Genomic DNA, 18,577 nt, shown 5'->3' on the forward strand with positions numbered 1-18,577 from the left:
GAAACGCCGTGTAGGGAACCCTACGCACGGTGTTGTGAAAGGGGCGAAAGATATTAATTCTTAGCCCCTATTCAATTCTCTTAAACGCTTAAACAGGGCGTTTTGACACCCAAAAGCGTTACATATTCCGTTTCACTGTTATAGCTGCTTGACAAAAAGTAGCTATTTCTGTATAATAAGAAACAGATGTTGCGTAATAAATGTTGCCTTAAGGAGATGAACAAATGCCCCCGAAATTTAAGTTTACAAGAGATGAAATAACTAATGCCGCTTTGAATGTAACACGGAAGAATGGAATATCTGGATTGACCGCAAGAGCGTTGGCTGCGGAGCTTGGATGCTCTGTCAAACCGATTTTCGGACTGTTCAAAAATATGGAGGAAGTCGGGCAGGAGGTTTTTATAGCTTCTGACCTGCTGTATCAGAATTATTTGCGTGAAGATATGGCTAAGGGAAAATATCCCCCCTATAAGGCAAGCGGCATGGCATATATCCGCTTTGCCAAAGAAGAAAGGGAGCTTTTCAAGCTGCTTTTTATGCGTGACCGAAGCCGTGAAAAAATAGAAGAAAACAAAGAAGAAATCAGACCCCTTATGCAGTTAATACAGCAAAATTTAGGGATTAGTGAAGATGAAGCATATTTGTTTCATCTGGAAATGTGGCTCTATGTTCACGGTATTGCTACGATGATAGCCACTTCCTATCTTGATTGGGACGATGAATTTATCAGCAGAGTGCTTACCGATGCTTATATGGGACTTAAATACCGCTATACGGAGGGAAAAGACAATGCAGGCAATTAAAACTGTTCAGCTTACAAAAAAATATAAGGATGTAACCGCCGTAGACGGCCTTGATTTGACGGCCCGGCAAGGCGAATTATTTGCTCTGCTTGGCGTAAATGGGGCAGGAAAAACGACCACAATTAAAATGCTTACTTGCTTGACAAAGCCCGACAGCGGCAACGCCTTTGTGAACGGCAACAGTATTGTTACTGATGTGGCTGCGGTGAAAAGTATCATAGGCGTATCTCCGCAGGAGACAGCCGTTGCCCCAAATTTAAGTGTAAGGGAAAACCTTGAGCTGATGTGCGGTGTTCACGGTTTTACAAAAGAGAAGATGCATGCTAAAACCAAGGAGCTTTCCGAACAATTTGATTTAACCGCTATTTTGAGCAAAAGGGCAGGTAAATTATCGGGCGGTTGGCAACGCAGGTTAAGCATTGCAATGGCTCTTATCAGCGAGCCGCAGATACTTTTTCTTGACGAACCGACATTAGGGCTTGATGTTCTGGCACGAAGCGACTTATGGGATACCATTCGTACACTTAAAGGGAAAATAACCATTATCTTGACCACGCACTATATGGAGGAAGCGGAAGCTCTTGCAGACCGTATCGGTATTATGAAGGACGGCAAGCTGCTTGCGCTCGGAACAGCGGAGGCATTGAAAGCAAAGGCGGGAACGGAAAAATTCGAGGACGCTTTTGTTGCTATTGTAAAAGGGAGTAAAAAATTATGAGATTGCTTGCATTTTCGGGTAGAACGGCAAAAGAAATACTGCGTGACCCGCTTAACCTGTTTTTTGGCTTAGGCTTTCCTCTTGTCCTTATCGGTTTGCTTACTGCAATACAGGCAAATATTCCTGTGCCGATGTTTGAGCTTGACAATCTAACCCCCGGCATAACGGTATTTGGATTATCCTTTATGACTTTGTTTGCCGCTGTCCTTATTTCAAAGGATAGAGAAAGTGCATTGCTGCAAAGGCTTTATACTACTCCGCTTACCGCTTCGGATTTTATTTTCGGCTATACCCTGCCAATTTTACCGATTGCAGTAGCACAGGGGGTTATTTGCTACATAGCGGCGGCTCTGCTCGGCTTGAAGCTGACAATCACTGTTTTATATGCCTTGCTGTTTCTCATTCCCGTAGCATTGTTTTATATTGCTTTGGGGCTTATCTGCGGAAGCATTTTTAATTCAAAGCAGGTCGGCGGTATCTGTGGAGCGTTACTTACCAATTTGTCCGCTTGGATGTCGGGGATTTGGTTTGATGTAGACCTTGTAGGCGGCGTATTTAAGAAAATCGCAAATGCTTTGCCTTTCATCCATGCTGTTGAATTGGAACGGGCTGTCTTTAGTGCGGATTATTCGGGTATCCTGCCGCACCTTTGGTGGGTGCTCGGTTATACCATTGTGGCTGTTGCAGGGGCTGTGCTTTTATTTTTGCGGCAGATGAAAAAACAATAATAGTAGCCGACAAAGGAGGGCGGTACAATGACAATAAAATTATTTTGCAATGCAATCATAAAATTTGTGCTTGGAATTATTCTTGTAGGGCTACTTCTGTTTCTGCCTGCGGGAACAGTGCAATATCCCAACGGTTGGTTGCTTATGGGAGTTTTGTTTGTTCCTATGTTTGTCGCCGGTATTGTGATGATGTTCAAAAACCCCCAATTATTAAGTAAGCGTCTTAACGCTAAGGAACAGCAAAGCGAGCAAAGTCTTGTAATAAAACTTAGCGGCTTGATGTTTGTTGTTGGCTTTGTATTGGCAGGGCTTGATTTTCGTTTTGGCTGGCTGTCGCTTCCTAAAACAGTGCCTTACATAGCGGCTGCTATATTTTTGATTGCGTATTTGCTTTATGCAGAAGTCTTACGGGAAAATACATATCTCTCCAGAACGATTGAGGTGCAGGAAAATCAAAAGGTAATTGATACAGGACTTTACGGTATTGTCAGACATCCAATGTATAGTGTAACAATTATTCTTTTCCTTACAATGCCATTGATGCTTGGATCAATACTCTCTTTCGTTGTGTTTCTCTTTTATCCTCTGATTATCGCAAAAAGAATAAAAAACGAAGAACAGGTACTTGAAACCGAACTTGACGGATATGCAGATTATAAAAAGAAAGTTAAATACAGGTTAATACCTTATATTTGGTAGTCTTAAATTATATTATTTAGAAAAAGGTAACAGGGATTAAATTGCTATCAGCTAAGATGCAGAGCTGGAGAACTGAGTATTAAATTTAAAAACGGAAATTTTAAAACCGTCTCATTGCATAGGTTTTTTCATTGACTTATACTTGTGTACAGGAGGTGCTTACAATGGCAAATGAAGATAAAAAAGATTTTAATGCGATGCTGCATGATAGTAAGGATATGCCCAAATTTCAGACGATCACAGATGAAAAAAGCATAGAGAAGTATGGCGGAAACAAAATGTATTTTGCGCCGCCGATTGATTATGATAAGGTTATGCGTCTTGTGCCGTATGGAAAACTGCTTACTGTTGGTGCGATAAGAGAATATTTTGCAAATGAAAATGGAGCCGATTTTACAGAGCCGATTACAGCAGGAATATTTGTTTCGATTGTTGCGTGGGCGAGCTATCAGCGTTCCAAGGATGTAACACCTTATTGGCGCACCTTAAAGGCGAATGGGGAATTAAACGCCAAATATCCCGGCGGCATAGAAGCTCAGAAAGAAAAGTTGGAAGCGGAAGGACATACGATTGTCCAAAAAGGCAGGAAAAATATCAGATACTATGTTAAAGACTATGAAAGAGCTCTATTTGTGTTATAGAATGTCTTTGGGAAACGATTTTAATATCTTGATTTTCTAAACAAAATCGCTTATAATGTGAGCCAGAACATATTGTTATTATCCGCAGTTTCAGAGCCAGTGTTATCAACCCCGATAACAAATTGATAACATTAGCCCATATAGGCAGGATAATATGGATACATCAAATATTCAAAAGCACCACGAATACGACAGAGAATAATCTCTAAACAAAATTGATTAGGCTTTGTCGAATTTGAATAGTGTATAAAATGTAAGAAAGTCCGTATTTTATGGGCTTTTTTTAATGCTCTTGACTAAAAAATGACTAAAAAATAAAAGAGATATACTTGATTTAACAAAAAATAAGCAAAATATATGCGATAAAAATAATTGTGGATTTATCAAAGTGAGTATTCCACTCACATAGGGTTCATCTGCAATTTTACGTTTTTTGTTTTAAAACAAATGAAAACTACTGATTAATACTGAAGCTGCGGTATTATAAAATAATAATATATGCTTCTTTACGGATGAATCTTACATAGAGCCACTTCGTCCGGAATTGGGAGCCACACAATCCGATAATGCGAGCCAATGTTTAAAAATACATTAACCCGTAAATAGAGTCACCTCTTGGTGTGAGATTATTTTATAGGACAGACTCCTACATCTTGCATAGTCAGGAGGTGTTTTTATACAACAAAAAGCCAACGACAAATTGCTTTATCGTTGAATCAATTCTTTTTGAATCGCATTGTTAAGCGTTACGATATTAAAGAAATTACTATTCCTTAGTCTAGAGATGATATGGTTAGTAATATTACCAACACTTCCTACTATAGTTGCTTTAATTTTTTAGTTTCTAACAAAAATCTACGATACTGTGCAGCCCAATGGTCTTCAGAAGGATGGTATCAGAAGTTAGGGGAAGGACCAGTAGCAGATGCCATTTTATACCGTGTCCTTAACAGTTCATACATAATTTTACTGTAAGTTAAATCCAAGAGAGAAGAATGCTCAAAAATCAAATAAAAAATGAGTCAGTGCTGAAAAGTTACTGGCTCTCATTTATGGATAAGATGGCTCTCGCCACTGGAATGATAGGTGGCTCCTTTAATGGAAAGCATGGCTCCGTCACACCGGAAAATTCAGTCAAAGCGTAATAATTCGATTTTCTAAAGAGGGTAAAATTTATGGAAGATTATAATAAACAGTTTAAAAGAATTAGTAGTTATGTAAAGAATACCAAAAGCTCTCTTATTAATTTAGAAGGATATTTAAGGTTTGAAGTTTATGGCTTAATTTTGGATTTTGATTGTATTTCGAGAGATTTTCTTCAATGTCATCCTAATATTTTTCTAAACACTATATATGCAATTAAAAATGTAACGAAGGAATTAGTATACAATCGGACACATACAAAAGAGAAAAAAACATATATGAAGTTTTTAAGAAAACATATTCAAAACAAATATCTTAAGGACGAATATAAAAAAGAATTTGACCTCTTTTTTAGATCTGTTTGTAGGTATAATTTAAAACCATTGGATAAAGCAAAAATATATATTTTTTTTCAGATTTTCTAATGGAAAATTTCGAAGAAAAAGAAACTTATAATATTTTATTTAATTTAATAGAAGATGTTTCGGATTACTTAAATGTAAAGCTTTATGAATTTTTATTTTCAGAAAAAATAAAGATATTAAAAAAATTATTTATTAAAGCTACGCGCAGTTCTGAATTATCCACTTGTTTGGTTCAAGCCATGTGTTCAGTTTATGTGAGTTAAAAAACTTTGATAGAAAACACATTTTGTATTATTTAGTTGCAAAATCTTGATTGATAGATATGAATCAAGATTTTTGTTTAACATAATAAACAAGTATAATAACCATTGACACAGCGTTGCTAAACATGTATAATTTTATTGTACATGAAATAAAGTTAAAGTAGGAGGATATTATGGCAAATAAGGATTTTAGTTTTGCAATTAAGCGAATACGTAATAACAATGGATTAACTATGCAAGAGATTGCTGATCAATTAGGTGTAACAAAGGGCGCTGTAAGTATGTGGGAAAATAAGGGGATAGTTCCACGAGATGATATTTTAATGAAAATATCACAAATGTATAATGTGTCGATTGATAAACTTTTAGGTAATCGAATCGAAGGTGAAATAGAACCTGTAAATAAAAAACTTTCATATATTCAGCGTGGTTTGGAGCAACTTGATGATAAGCAAATCGATAAGGCTGAAAAAATGCTAAAAGTTGTTTTTGAAGATATTTTTGAAGATGATGAGGGGGAAGAAGATGATTTGTAATAATGATGTAAAACCTGATTTTAAAAAAGCAATCGAGAAGGCTAATGATGTTTTGGTTTCTTCTAATGTAATCAATACTTTCCCTTTTTCGATTAAAAAAGTGATTAAAGAAAAGACAAATATTGTGTGCCGAAGTTATTTAAAAGCTGGAATGTATGGTATAGATATGAATGTTTTCGGATCATCAGATGCAATTTATCATGATTTAGATGGAAAAGGAATTATTTTCTATAATGATGAAATTACTTCTAAAGAGAGGCAACGATTTAGTTTAAATCATGAATTAGGACATGTTTTGATGAAACATGATTTGAACAATAAAAGGATGTATGATAAATATGAAATAGAGACAAATTTTTTTGCGGCTCAGATGTTAATGCCTGAACAAATAATTAATGAATTGATAAAAAGAGGAAAACAAATTACTGTTGATAATCTAATGTCATGGTTTAAAGTATCTAGGGTAGCTGCTCAAAAAAGATTAGATACACTCCGAAAGATAGATTTTAGCAATAGATCATTAAATGAAAAAATTATAGATGAAAGTATTTTATTAAAATATAAATTGTTTATTGATTTAATTGCACCTAAAAGGGCTGATTATTATGATCCATATATGGAGGAAGAATTACAAAGTGAACGAGATTCATGGTATTAGTATGGAGCTTTGCTTTAAGGGGGTGGTGCAAAATGAGTGTAAATAAAAAACACATTACAAAGTTACTGCCAATAACTTAAAATGTGTTTTGAGATTCAAATATGCTATTTGCATAATGATTTCTTATTAAGAATAGCATTTTTAAATTGTTAGGTCAATTAATCTAATTATCAAAAGAAAAATTTTGATTATTTTTTGGAAAAATTGATCAAAAAATATTTCTATTTACCAAAATTAAACTATTTTTGATTTTAGGAATAGAGTGAAAGTATGTATAACAGAAAGGAGAGAATATATATGGGAGAACGAAAAGCACTTGTAGTAGGGATAGATGATTATCCTTCTTGTCCATTACATGGTTGTTGCAATGATGCTGAAGCAATAAAAGATCTTTTGAGCAATCATGAAAATGGAAATCCTAATTTTTCTGTTTGGAAGAAGAATAATGTCATGACGAAAGGCGAATTAAGAAAATTAATTGAAAAATGTTTTGAGGGAGATGCTGATGTTGCTTTATTTTATTATTCAGGACATGGACACATTGATTCAGTAGGTGGTTATCTAGTAACACCTGATTTTTCCAAATATGACTATGGAGTATCTTTACAAGATATATTAACAATTGCAAATAATTCAAAATGTAAGGAGCGAATTATCATTCTAGATAGTTGTTATTCTGGATTTATGGGGAGTATTAATACAAATGGGCAAAATACGGCGGTCATCAATGAGGGAGTTACTATTATGACCGCAAGTCGAAATAATCAACCTTCTATGGAAGTTAACGGACATGGAGTATTTACAACTTTATTAATAGAAGCGTTAAAAGGTGGTGCGGCTGATGTTACAGGTCATATCTCAATTGCTGGTGTATATGCATTTATTGATAAAGCATTAGGTCCTTGGGAACAAAGACCAATATTTAAAACTAATGTAACTAGATTTACATCATTAAGAGAAGTAAAACCTCAAGTTGATATTTCTATTCTCCGTAAAATAAGTACGTATTTTGAAACAGAAGATTTTAAATTTAATTTAGATCCATCATTTGAACCAACTAATAGAATAGAAGAAATTCACAACATAATAGAACCATATGCTGATACAGAACACACTTCTATATTTGCTGATCTGCAAAAACTAGAAGGTATAGGTTTAGTTGTTCCTGTTGGTGAAGAACATATGTATTTTGCCGCAATGAACTCAAAATCGTGTGAATTAACAGCGGTAGGAAAACAATATTGGCGATTAGTAAAAGAAGGTAGAATATAAGGAGGAAAGTAAAATGTCAAGTTTAAGAAATTATCATATTTTGATTAGTCATTCATGGGATTACAATTCTGATTATGAAACCATAAAAGGATGGTTAAATGATGCGAAATATTTTATGTGGTCAAATTATTCTGTACCACTTTCAAATCCACTTGATGTGAATAGTAAGAAGGAACTTAAGAATAAGCTAAGAACTAGAATAGAAAAGTGTAGTTGTATTATTATTCTCTCAGGAATGTATGTTTCATATAGTGAATGGATTGATTATGAAATTGATGTAGCAATTGAGTTAGAAAAGCCTATTATCGGTGTGAAACCTAGAGGGCAAGAAAGAATCCCAAGTAAAGTTAGTGAGAATGCTAATGTTATGGTTGGATGGAATTCAAATAGTGTTGTTCAAGCTGTAAGAGATTATGCGTTATAAAATGCAGTGCTATATCTGGGTATCCTTGAATGGATACCTTTTTTATATGTAATGGATTTTTTGTTAATCAAAAATGAAATCATATTAATTTTGAATGAGAGAGTTTAATGTATATGTATAAAAATAACTTTTATATTCAATAAAACATACACAGACAATGTAAAAAGAGATTACTTAGATGTAATTTAGGAATTAGAATTTTTAAATAAGTATTGATCTAAAAATGACCCTACTGTATTTTGTAATTTAAGTTTTATAACGAATTTGTGAACTTAGAGAAATAGAACTTATATCTTAATTTAAAAAGATTAATAAATTTATATGAATTCATGGAGTTCGAATAACCTTTATAAATAATTATATTTTCGAAGAATGTGTTAGCACTTTTTTTATTTTCTAAAATCGATAGAAATTTAATTTGAAGAACAATTTTTGATTTATAAAAAGAGGATGAAAAACTTAAATTAAAATAAAAGCAAATGATAGTTAATTCACTTTATGATATAATGTTTAAATAAGAGACTAAATATAATATACCAGGAGAAATATAACAATGGTTAATAATTCAAAAATGATTATTTATACAACAGAAGATGATTTGGTGAAAATAGAAACAACTTTTAATGATGAAACAGTTTGGTTATCGTTAGATCAAATGTCATCATTATTTCAGAGGGATAAATCCACTATATCTAGACATATTAAAAATATTTATAAAGAGGGAGAACTAGTTCGTGAGGCAACTGTTGCAAATTTTGCAACAGTTCAAAATGAAGGTAATAGGCAAGTAGAAAGAAATATAGAATATTATAATCTAGATGTAATTATCTCTGTTGGCTATCGTGTAAAATCAAAACGAGGAGTTCAATTTAGAATATGGGCAACTAATCTTATTAAAGAATATATGAAAAAAGGTTTTGTGCTTGATGATGATCGTTTAAAAGAATTAGGCGGTGGAGGATACTTTAAAGAGTTGCTTGAAAGAATCCGAGATATTCGAGCATCTGAAAAAGTATTTTATAGACAGATACTTGAAATATATGCTACAAGTATTGATTATGATCCAGCAGCTGATGTTTCTATCCAATTCTTTAAAAAAGTACAAAATAAGATTCATTATGCTATTCATGGTGAGACTGCAGCTGAAGTTATTTATCATAGAGCAGATGCTGAAAAGGAATTTATGGGTTTAACTACTTTTGCAGGTAATCAACCAACACTAAGAGAAGCAAAAATTGCAAAGAATTATCTCAATGAAAAAGAGTTAAAGGCAATGGGACAACTTGTGTCAGGATATCTTGATTTTGCAGAAAGACAAGCACAGCGTGAACAAGTGATGACAATGGAAGACTGGGTCAAACACCTAGATAATATTCTAACAGTTACTGGAGAACAATTATTAGTTGGTAATGGTTCGGTTTCTCACCAACAAGCTATGGAAAAAGCTGAAACAGAGTATAAAAAATATAAAGCAAGAACATTAAGTGATGTAGAAAGAGATTATTTAGATGCAATAAAGGAGTTAGAAAATTTGAAGTAACTTCATCTATTACTATGTTTGAAATTTAGTCTAGTGTCAAAAAATCAATGATTCCTAGTTAAAACTATTATTGTAAAAATAGACTTGAACTATGAATTAAAATAATCAATTTTTGTGATTGTTAATGAATTCCTTTTTACTTTGAAGGTAAATCATTTATTAATCTATTTCCAAAAATAATATTTTCATTTTTGAAAAATTTTATGGTTGATTTTAATATTGAAAATTATGGACTTTATTTAAATGTGTATAATATGCATTAATGATGAGATGTTCAACCTCAAGGCATCCTATGATGACGAGTGACGGGTTTGAATCGTCAGTAAAATAGAAAATGGCTCAAGGACGCAAGTTAGAGGAATCTATAACAGGTTCCTCTTATTTCTTGCCGAAACTCAAAAATAGAAAGCTCTATTCGTAGATTTATTAACATATCTTCCTCTGGGAAAAGAAATCGTTCCAAGAGTATTGACAAGAGTTCGAATGTGTTTGTTTTTTGAATGATAAGATTATTTTCTTTAGTTAAATAAAAAGAAGACTTTAGCAATTTGTTCTGTACAAGAGATAAAAAGATATTATATCCTATGAAACTACAAATTGAGGAAGTTAGATTCTCAAAATATAAGGATAAAAATATAAGGATAAAAGATGTAGGAATCATAGAATGAAAATTTAGAAAAGCATTTATGAAATTGTGAGATTATGATAGATTAGTTGACATAGAAATCCTCAGTAATTTGTGTTTTACAACTAAAAATTATAAAGGATTTCTTTTTTATGTCATATTCCCAACTATTTTACACTATCGCGAATGTTTAAATTATGTGACAATATATAGCATTATATGATATATTATTTATAATGAATGGTGAATATTTACTTTTGGACTGTTTTTGATTCATCTTTTTATTAGAAAATATTAATAAAGCTGTCATATGTCTTGCACTTTAACAGATAATTGAATTGCTAATATTGCGGTGTTTCTTTTATTTAAAATGCAAAAAGTATTATAAGAGAAAAATTTTTTATCTAATTGTTCGAAGGCACAAAATTAATTGAAATTTTACCTAAGGAAGATATAGTGACTGACATTTATAATTTTTATGATATTTAATGATTTAATTAGTTTGCATTGGGATAAGTGAGGAGGAAAAGTAATGAATATCACGTATTTAATAGGAAATGGATTTGATATTAGTATAGGTTTAAAAACCAAATATTCTGATTTTTATCCATATTATATTAAAAATTCGCGTGATGATAGTTTGATAAAATCATGGATGAAAAAAGATCAAAAAAATAATCAACTGTATGATAAATGGTCTGATTTGGAAGAAACATTGGGAAAATATACTAAATTTTTAAATAAAGGACAAGAACAAAAGTATACTGAAGATTATTTAGAGTTGATACAGCTACTAATAAATTATTTAAAAGAGCAAATAAATCATATTGATTATAAAAAACACAGCGCGGAAATATTTAAAGAAATGCAAAAATCATTAGAATCTTATTTAGAATTAGGATCTAATGCTGATAAACAGTTAATCGGCGAAAAAATTTATCAATATCAAAATCAACCATATATTTTTAATTTTATTGTATTTAATTATACAATGATTTTAGATCGATTAATTGAAATATGTAATGAAACTTCTTCAATTATATCAAAGCATACTTTCCAAAGAAATAGTTATAACGAATCAATAGGACATATAGTTCATGTTCATGGTACTTTGGATAATGGATTGATTCTAGGTGTAAATGATTTAAGTCAAATATATAGTGATGATTTAAAAAACAGTGATTATTCAAGCTTAATGATAAAAAAGGAAATGAACGCTACTGCAGGAAATGGCAATGATTTGAGAGCACGACAACTTATTAATAACAGTTTAATAATTGTTACTTACGGGTTATCTATAGGATTTACAGATAAAGATTGGTGGGTATATATAATCAATTGGTTAAAACAAAGTAATAATAGGATTTTGATAATTCATTGGTATGAGCCAGATAGTATTAATGAATCAATTCCACAAACGAAGTTTTTAAAAAGGAGACAGATTATTGCTAGAATTAAAGAGGTAACAGAAATGGGAGATGTAATAGATAAATTAAATGAAAGGATTATTATCTATTTTAATAAGAATATTTTCAATTTTAATTTATTATCAAATGATAAAATATGTATTGCATAAAATATTTATCAATTAATATTTTATGTTTTAATATAATTGTATTGTTCTTAAGACATAATATGATGATTTTTAAAATTATTTTTGATGGATAATTTATCATAACAAGTTCAACATAATATAAAAACTCGATGAACGCTGCTGTATCTACCAATTTAAAAATTCAGGTATTAGCATAAGAAATATCGCAAAAGCCCTGAATTGTTCACCGAAACAGTTTAATATATACTATAGATTGAGTGAAATAAATGGATACGAACCATATTTTATTGTAGAAACAGACAACGAAATTTTTATGATTGATATAAAAATAAATAGCGATTTTAAGAGTGAGCATGTTATATAAAAAGTAAAAAATAGCTAAAGAATATTGTAAGGCTGTATTATAATGGAATGCATGGAGTGATGGCAATCTTTGGACATATATTTTGATTTCACATGATGAGATATGATTGAATTCTGCTTTTAACACTTGGTTGAGAATAGAGCCCGGTATGAGTAAATAGAAATATTAATCATATCTCATTTGGAAGATTATGAAAAAAGGAGGGAATGTATGATTGTTTCAAAATTGGAACTTTACAATTTTAGACAGTTTAAGTCAGAAGATGATTCACCCGGTTTATCAATATGTTTTCATAAAGGATTAAATGCACTAATTGGAGAAAATGATGCAGGTAAAACAGCAATTATAGATGCTCTTAAACTTATCCTTCTTACTCAAAGTAACGAATACATTCGTCCGATGGATGAAGATTTTTATGTGGATGAAAATGGAAATGCGGTAAATGAATTTCAAATCAAGTGTTTACTTGATGATTTTTCTCAAAATGAAGCAAAAAATTTTATCGAATATTTATGTTTTAAGAAATGTGGAGAGATAATAAAGTATTCCTTGAATTTATTTTATCGTGCTTGGAAAGACAAGAATAGAATATATTCTGAATTACGCGTTGGTTCTATTGAAGATGGTCTTGTTTTAGATGGAAAAGCAAGAGAATTACTCAAGGCTGTATACTTAAAACCTCTTAGGGATGCTGAGCGAGAAATGAGTGCTGGGAGGAATTCAAGATTTGCCCAAATATTATCTGGACATTCGCTGTTTATCAACAAAGAAGAGCATAAACTTATGGAAATTCTTTCAAAGGCTAATCAAGATATAGAAAATTATTTTACTAAAGATGAAGGAAAAGTTGTTTTAGATACCATTAGAAATAATTTATCTGCTTTTAATGTTGCAGAAACATCGTCGGAAGCGCAAGTGAAAGTTACTGATATTCACTTAAAGAAAATATTAGAGAGCCTATCTTTAAGAGTTTCAGAGGTGAATCCAGGATTGGGAGAATTAAATCTACTATTTATTGCAGCAGAATTGTTGCTGTTAAGTTCTGATTCGGTTGGTGGATTAAGACTTGCTTTAATAGAAGAACTAGAAGCACACCTACATCCACAAGCACAACTTAGGCTAATAGATTATTTACAAAAAGAATATGATCATACGGGCACACAAATTATTATATCGACACATAGTACAATTTTGGCTTCAAAAATAAATCTAAAAAATGTCATTTTACTAAAGAATAAAGCTGCCTATGATATGGCGTATGAAAATACAGGATTAGAAAAAGGAGACTATTTATTTTTACAACGATTTTTAGACGCAACAAAAGCAAATCTATTTTTTGCAAGAGGAATACTAATGGTTGAAGGTGATGCCGAGAATCTATTACTTCCTATTTTAGCTGATCTTATAGATTGTCCACTTGAAAAATATGGTGTTTCTATAGTTAATGTTGGAAGTACAGCTTTTTTAAGATATTCTAAAATTTTTATAAGAAATGATGGTGATAAAATAGACATACCCGTATCAGTGCTTACAGATTGTGATATTGAGCCTACTTATAAAAATGATGATAGCAATAAGATTTTTGATGAAAGAATACAAGAAACTAAAGAAGCTGTTTTAAAAAAAGAGAATAAATATACAATGGGATCAGTTAAAGGCTTTGTTTCACCTAGATGGACGTTGGAGTATTGCTTAGCGTTGAGTTGTCTTCAAAAATTATTCCATAAAGCAATCCGCTGTGGGAAAAAAATAAAAAATAGTGATAAATATATACTTACAAAAGATAAAATGGATGAAATAGAAAGTGAAATTAAAGAAGATTGCGAGAAATGGAAGGATTTATCTGATTCTGAAAAAGCATATAAGATATATAAGCTGATGTTAGATGATTCTGGAAAAAGCAATCTAAAAGCTATTGTTGCACAATGTTTAGCTGCATTGATAAAGATAAATATTTCTATACTACCTGAAGGAATTACAGAATTAGATATGTTTGACCTTGATCTATATCAATACAAGATTGATGAGTCTAAGAAGCAGAAATTTAAAAATGGAGTTATGACTGATCCTTATCTTAAATACTTGATTGAAGCTATAAAATATTCAGTTAACATTGAAATTTAAAGAAGGGAATGATAATTGAGTGTGTAACATACATATTTCCGATAAAGAAATAGAAGAAATTGAAAAAATTTTGTTACCTAAATCATGTCATTTTGCAGATGATGCAAGAAACGTTATCCGTTGTTGGAAATCATCTGAAATTGTAGCTTGCCCGGGGAGTGGAAAAACGACAGTATTACTTGCTAAGTTAAAAGTATTGGCTGAAAAAATGCCTTTTCCTGACGGAACAGGAGTATGTGTTTTGTCGCATACAAATGTTGCAGTTAATGAAATAAAAACAAAATTAAGTAAGTATGCTGATAAGTTAATGGGTTATCCAAATTATGTAGGGACTATACAATCTTTTATTGATCAATATGTCACGAGACCTTATTTGAAAAATATAATAAAATCATCAATTCAGATTGTTGATGATATAACATACGCAAATTATTTTTATAATTTGATTTGGGAAGATATGCGCAAGACATCTCCATATAATAGTTTGCGTTATTTTATAAAGTATAAAGTTAAAGATGGTTCTAGCAAGTTTAGTAATCAAGTTGACTATATTCAAAATTTATATTGCCAAGATGGTGCTTTGTATGTCTATGGTCAAAAGAAAGCTATTGCAGGTAGAGATTCTTTATCAGCAATACAATATATTCAAGCAAAAGAATCTTTGCTAAAAGACAATGGGATAATTACATATTCTGATGCTTATAAATATGCAAATGAGGCGATTTCACAATTAACTTCGGAATATACTGACTTATTTTCAAAAAGGTTTCAATATGTGTTTGTGGATGAATATCAAGATTGTAATTTATTACAAAGACAAGTTTTGAATAAACTGTTTGATAAAAATGTAACCTGTATATTTCGTGTTGGAGATCCTGATCAAGCAATATATGATTTGGATAATAATGATAGGGAAGATTGGAATCCAGGTGAGGATAGTATTGAAATGGCTTGTTCTAATAGATATGGTCAAGAAATTGCTGATTTTTTAGTGAATTTAAGGACGGGTAAAAGAAAAATTGAGTCAACAAGAGGATATTTAAAATATATTCCGACACTAATTGTATTTAATGACAATTCAAAAAATAAAGTTATTAAAGTATTTATTGATGTGTTGAACCAATATGAATTGTTTGATTCGGATGGTGTTTATAAAGTCATTGGACTTGTAAAACGAGAAGAATTAAAAGGTTTGAAAATAGGTGATTATTGGGATGGCTTTGATCCAAATCAGAACTTAAGAAAAACAAACAGATACTGGAACCATCTTTATATAATTGCAGAAGAAATGAAGAAAGGAAAACTTTATTTAGCTGAAAAAGAAGTTCGAAAAATCTTATGTGAAATATTTAATTTTATGGGGAGAATTAACCTTGAATCAGGTTCTAAATATACATTAACTTCTATAAAAAAGATTCTCTTTGACAAATATTATGATTTATATACGGATTGTTTGATTAACTTGTCTATGCTGCAGGATTATAATATAGAAAAAATTAATTATGAAATACAATATATAGTTACCAATATTATAGGAAAGGAATGCAATGATGGGGATGTAATTTCAAAAATTCCGTTTTACTATATGGATAAATCAACTGTAAAGAGTCAGTACAAGTTACAAAAGAATATTATTTTTGATGAAAGTTATGAAAGAAAAATAGTATTTGATACGGTCCATGGTGTTAAAGGTGAAACTCATGATGCGACCTTATATTTGGAAACAGAGAAAAATCGATCATCAGATATAAAACGTATATTGCCATATTTAGGTGTTGGAAAGTTAGGATCAGGAAAAGAAGTCGAACAAAGTCGCAAGTGTGTTTATGTAGGGATGAGTCGACCTAATAAATTACTTTGTTTAGCTATTCAAGAATCCACATATGTAAAATCTAAGGGCGCTTTTGCAAATTGGGATATAATTGATTGTAGGAGTGTATAAAATGATGTAACTGATGATGTAACTGATATAGATAAGAACAGCAAATAGTGAAGTTTATTGCTCTAATTTATATATATTCTTTACTCATAACTATTTCACACCTGAATTTATTAGATTGCAAATGAAATAAAACAAAAACGGAAAGAAATAAGAATATATTATTATTCAAAGGGATATGGAATTTAATTTTTCAATTCACAAAAAATTTTTTATTCATAAAATTTCATAATATAATATACCATCTTCCATCTAAATAGTTTATAATAGGAAAGCATGTTATAAATGCAAATGATAGGGGGGGAGAAGGTTTGATATGATAAAGTTTTTTAAAGCCAATATGGAGCCTAGAAAAGGGTTACGTATTGCAGAAGTTATTATTTCCATTTTATTATGTGTTGCTTCTATTGTATCTATTGGATACGGTATGTTCCAGGTGAATGCTAATGTTAATGATGCAAAGTTTATCCAAAGTATAGAAATGACTAGGGATAGGGAACTGGAAGATTATAGTGAGGATAATACAGTTTGTGATGTTACATATGTAAATGGGGATAAGGAATTAGTTGTTTCTTATTCATATGAAGAGTACGTTCAATTAGAAGATGATAGTATTACAGCATATGAGTATGAAACAGATAATGGAACAAAGCTCTATTTTGATCATCAAAATATAACAAATCAGGAAATACAACATTCATATGGACAAGTCAAAGCCAATGAATTAACACCTGTGTTTAACTTTGGAATTGCTTCATTTATTTTGATGATATCTGTATTAATTATGACATTATTTGCAAAACAGTTTACAACATATGAAAAATCATGGTTTTTATCAATCATGGTATTGGCTACAATTATTTCTGTTATTTTTCCAGAAGAAAGTGCAAATGGTGTTAATGGAATTATCATCATGTTGCTTTATTTACTAGATACATTCTTGAATATTCTTTGTGAGTTACTTATTTCTAAGCAATCAAGATACAATTTCCTTGTTTCTGTATTCGTAGAAATCGTAGAAATAGCAATGTGCGTTGTCTTAATGTATCGTTTTGCGACAATGGTCACAACATTATTGTTCTGGTTACCAATTGATATTATTAGTTATATTAACTGGTCAAGACATAAAGATGAAGAAGAAAGTGAATTGACAGTTGTCAGAAAACTCAAAGGATATCAAGAAGTTTTGGTTATTGTAGGTATTGTTGTTTGGACAATTGTTGTAGGATATTTTATTAGTGGTTTAGATATCTCAACAGATTTTTACAACAACCAATTATTAGAAACAGCCATTATATATATTGATGCCTGTGCATCAGCTGTAGGAATTGCGAACGGATTGTTTATTTTCTTTAGATTAAGGGAACAATGGATTGCATGGTATATTTGTGCATTCCTTGAAGCTGTTATTAATGTGATTTCTGGACAATATGTTTTATTAGTTCTTAAATTAGGTTACTTTACAAATACAACATATGGTTATATCAAGTGGAGTAAGTATATTCAGTCACATTCATAAGAAAAACAGACCCAAATATCTGCATGAGTCTTGTAGATTGGCTATAAAATTGATAAAATAAGCATGAAAGAAAATCTTAAAAAATATAAGGAGTGAAAAATATGGCTATATCAGCAGGAGATTTTAGAACAGGATTAACTTTAATTGTTGATGGTGATCCTTGCCAGGTATTAGACTTTCAACATGTGAAACCAGGAAAAGGTGCAGCTATCTTAAAAACAAAAATGAGAAACTTAAAGACAAATGCAATTCAAGAAAGAAACTTTAATGCAAATACAAAATTTGATCAAGCTAATATTTCAAGAAAGACAGCACAATATTCATATAAGGATGGATCAACATTCTATTTCATGGATATGGAAACATATGAAACATATGAATTAGCTAATGATCAAGTTGGAGATACTCAATATTATATTATTGAAGGTTCAGAAGTTTCATTAATGTTCTTTGAAGGTGATTTATTATCAGTATCTGTACCAGAAAAAGTAGAATTAACAGTTGTAGAAACTGATCCAGCTATTAAAGGAGCACCATCTAATCAAACAAAAGATGCTGTGACTGATACAGGATTATCATTACGTGTTCCTCAGTTCATTGAACCTGGAGAAAAAATTGTTGTCTTTACAGCAGATGGTAAGTATGCAGGAAGAGCTTAATC

Annotated in this window: 16 protein-coding genes; all 16 read left to right on the top strand. The window is 31.1% G+C overall.

Annotation, left to right across the window (positions count from 1 at the left end):
* Positions 1 to 224 precede the first annotated feature (224 nt).
* On the top strand, positions 225 to 803 hold the full coding sequence (locus ACESR5_RS04225; protein WP_066557107.1) for a TetR/AcrR family transcriptional regulator: 579 nt from the start codon (positions 225 to 227) through the stop codon (positions 801 to 803).
* The gene (locus ACESR5_RS04230) at positions 790 to 1,521 is read left to right on the top strand and encodes an ABC transporter ATP-binding protein (RefSeq protein ID WP_055273818.1); all 732 of its coding nucleotides are present in this window, start codon (positions 790 to 792) and stop codon (positions 1,519 to 1,521) included. The genes ACESR5_RS04225 and ACESR5_RS04230 overlap by 14 nt, the downstream gene beginning before the upstream one ends.
* Positions 1,518 to 2,249, top strand: coding sequence for an ABC transporter permease (locus ACESR5_RS04235; protein ID WP_373154397.1), 732 nt, complete (start codon positions 1,518 to 1,520; stop codon positions 2,247 to 2,249). The genes ACESR5_RS04230 and ACESR5_RS04235 overlap by 4 nt, the downstream gene beginning before the upstream one ends.
* A 27-nt stretch (positions 2,250 to 2,276) precedes the next feature.
* Positions 2,277 to 2,948, top strand: a complete 672-nt coding sequence (locus ACESR5_RS04240) for an isoprenylcysteine carboxylmethyltransferase family protein (protein WP_055273814.1) — start codon at positions 2,277 to 2,279, stop codon at positions 2,946 to 2,948.
* 164 nt (positions 2,949 to 3,112) lie between these two features.
* Complete coding sequence (locus tag ACESR5_RS04245) at positions 3,113 to 3,589, top strand: MGMT family protein (protein WP_055273812.1); 477 nt, start codon at positions 3,113 to 3,115, stop codon at positions 3,587 to 3,589.
* A gap of 1,175 nt (positions 3,590 to 4,764) precedes the next feature.
* Positions 4,765 to 5,157 carry a hypothetical protein gene (locus tag ACESR5_RS04250; RefSeq protein ID WP_168081334.1) on the top strand — a complete coding sequence of 131 codons (393 nt, stop codon included), beginning with the start codon at positions 4,765 to 4,767 and terminating at the stop codon, positions 5,155 to 5,157.
* A 376-nt stretch (positions 5,158 to 5,533) separates the two neighbouring features.
* Positions 5,534 to 5,896, top strand: a complete 363-nt coding sequence (locus tag ACESR5_RS04255) for a helix-turn-helix domain-containing protein (RefSeq protein ID WP_168081338.1) — start codon at positions 5,534 to 5,536, stop codon at positions 5,894 to 5,896.
* Positions 5,886 to 6,554 (top strand): ImmA/IrrE family metallo-endopeptidase, encoded by a 669-nt coding sequence (locus tag ACESR5_RS04260; protein ID WP_373154400.1) that lies wholly within the window; start codon positions 5,886 to 5,888, stop codon positions 6,552 to 6,554. The genes ACESR5_RS04255 and ACESR5_RS04260 overlap by 11 nt, the downstream gene beginning before the upstream one ends.
* A gap of 297 nt (positions 6,555 to 6,851) precedes the next feature.
* Positions 6,852 to 7,826 carry a caspase family protein gene (locus ACESR5_RS04265; protein WP_168081342.1) on the top strand — a complete coding sequence of 325 codons (975 nt, stop codon included), beginning with the start codon at positions 6,852 to 6,854 and terminating at the stop codon, positions 7,824 to 7,826.
* A 13-nt stretch (positions 7,827 to 7,839) separates the two neighbouring features.
* On the top strand, positions 7,840 to 8,250 hold the full coding sequence (locus tag ACESR5_RS04270; protein ID WP_168081344.1) for a TIR domain-containing protein: 411 nt from the start codon (positions 7,840 to 7,842) through the stop codon (positions 8,248 to 8,250).
* A gap of 553 nt (positions 8,251 to 8,803) precedes the next feature.
* Entirely contained in the window at positions 8,804 to 9,790 is a 987-nt protein-coding gene (locus ACESR5_RS04275) for a virulence RhuM family protein (RefSeq protein ID WP_373154402.1), read from the top strand.
* 1,157 nt (positions 9,791 to 10,947) lie between these two features.
* Complete coding sequence (locus ACESR5_RS04280) at positions 10,948 to 11,991, top strand: AbiH family protein (RefSeq protein WP_373154403.1); 1,044 nt, start codon at positions 10,948 to 10,950, stop codon at positions 11,989 to 11,991.
* Positions 11,992 to 12,544: 553 nt separating this feature from the next.
* Positions 12,545 to 14,458, top strand: coding sequence for an ATP-dependent endonuclease (locus ACESR5_RS04285; protein WP_168081350.1), 1,914 nt, complete (start codon positions 12,545 to 12,547; stop codon positions 14,456 to 14,458).
* A 19-nt stretch (positions 14,459 to 14,477) separates the two neighbouring features.
* On the top strand, positions 14,478 to 16,400 hold the full coding sequence (locus ACESR5_RS04290) for a UvrD-helicase domain-containing protein (protein ID WP_373154405.1): 1,923 nt from the start codon (positions 14,478 to 14,480) through the stop codon (positions 16,398 to 16,400).
* Positions 16,401 to 16,713: 313 nt separating this feature from the next.
* Positions 16,714 to 17,916 (top strand): nicotinamide riboside transporter PnuC, encoded by a 1,203-nt coding sequence (gene pnuC / locus ACESR5_RS04295; protein ID WP_373154406.1) that lies wholly within the window; start codon positions 16,714 to 16,716, stop codon positions 17,914 to 17,916.
* Positions 17,917 to 18,017: 101 nt separating this feature from the next.
* A complete protein-coding gene (efp, locus tag ACESR5_RS04300; protein WP_087244004.1) occupies positions 18,018 to 18,575 on the top strand; it encodes an elongation factor P in 558 nt (185 codons plus the stop codon).
* Positions 18,576 to 18,577: the final 2 nt, after the last annotated feature.

Origin of the sequence: Clostridium sp. AUH-JLR23 (assembly GCF_964238065.1) — a bacterium.
Classification (GTDB): Bacteria; Bacillota_I; Bacilli_A; order Erysipelotrichales; family Coprobacillaceae; genus Allocoprobacillus; species Allocoprobacillus merdigallinarum.

What these genes read in the sequence shown, in the direction of transcription:
- ACESR5_RS04225 (WP_066557107.1), top strand. Translation starts at nt 225, where the DNA reads ATGCCCCCGAAATTTAAGTTTACAAGAGATGAAATAACTAATGCCGCT.
- ACESR5_RS04230 (WP_055273818.1), top strand. Translation starts at nt 790, where the DNA reads ATGCAGGCAATTAAAACTGTTCAGCTTACAAAAAAATATAAGGATGTA.
- ACESR5_RS04235 (WP_373154397.1), top strand. Translation starts at nt 1,518, where the DNA reads ATGAGATTGCTTGCATTTTCGGGTAGAACGGCAAAAGAAATACTGCGT.
- ACESR5_RS04240 (WP_055273814.1), top strand. Translation starts at nt 2,277, where the DNA reads ATGACAATAAAATTATTTTGCAATGCAATCATAAAATTTGTGCTTGGA.
- ACESR5_RS04245 (WP_055273812.1), top strand. Translation starts at nt 3,113, where the DNA reads ATGGCAAATGAAGATAAAAAAGATTTTAATGCGATGCTGCATGATAGT.
- ACESR5_RS04250 (WP_168081334.1), top strand. Translation starts at nt 4,765, where the DNA reads ATGGAAGATTATAATAAACAGTTTAAAAGAATTAGTAGTTATGTAAAG.
- ACESR5_RS04255 (WP_168081338.1), top strand. Translation starts at nt 5,534, where the DNA reads ATGGCAAATAAGGATTTTAGTTTTGCAATTAAGCGAATACGTAATAAC.
- ACESR5_RS04260 (WP_373154400.1), top strand. Translation starts at nt 5,886, where the DNA reads ATGATTTGTAATAATGATGTAAAACCTGATTTTAAAAAAGCAATCGAG.
- ACESR5_RS04265 (WP_168081342.1), top strand. Translation starts at nt 6,852, where the DNA reads ATGGGAGAACGAAAAGCACTTGTAGTAGGGATAGATGATTATCCTTCT.
- ACESR5_RS04270 (WP_168081344.1), top strand. Translation starts at nt 7,840, where the DNA reads ATGTCAAGTTTAAGAAATTATCATATTTTGATTAGTCATTCATGGGAT.
- ACESR5_RS04275 (WP_373154402.1), top strand. Translation starts at nt 8,804, where the DNA reads ATGGTTAATAATTCAAAAATGATTATTTATACAACAGAAGATGATTTG.
- ACESR5_RS04280 (WP_373154403.1), top strand. Translation starts at nt 10,948, where the DNA reads ATGAATATCACGTATTTAATAGGAAATGGATTTGATATTAGTATAGGT.
- ACESR5_RS04285 (WP_168081350.1), top strand. Translation starts at nt 12,545, where the DNA reads ATGATTGTTTCAAAATTGGAACTTTACAATTTTAGACAGTTTAAGTCA.
- pnuC (WP_373154406.1), top strand. Translation starts at nt 16,714, where the DNA reads ATGATAAAGTTTTTTAAAGCCAATATGGAGCCTAGAAAAGGGTTACGT.
- efp (WP_087244004.1), top strand. Translation starts at nt 18,018, where the DNA reads ATGGCTATATCAGCAGGAGATTTTAGAACAGGATTAACTTTAATTGTT.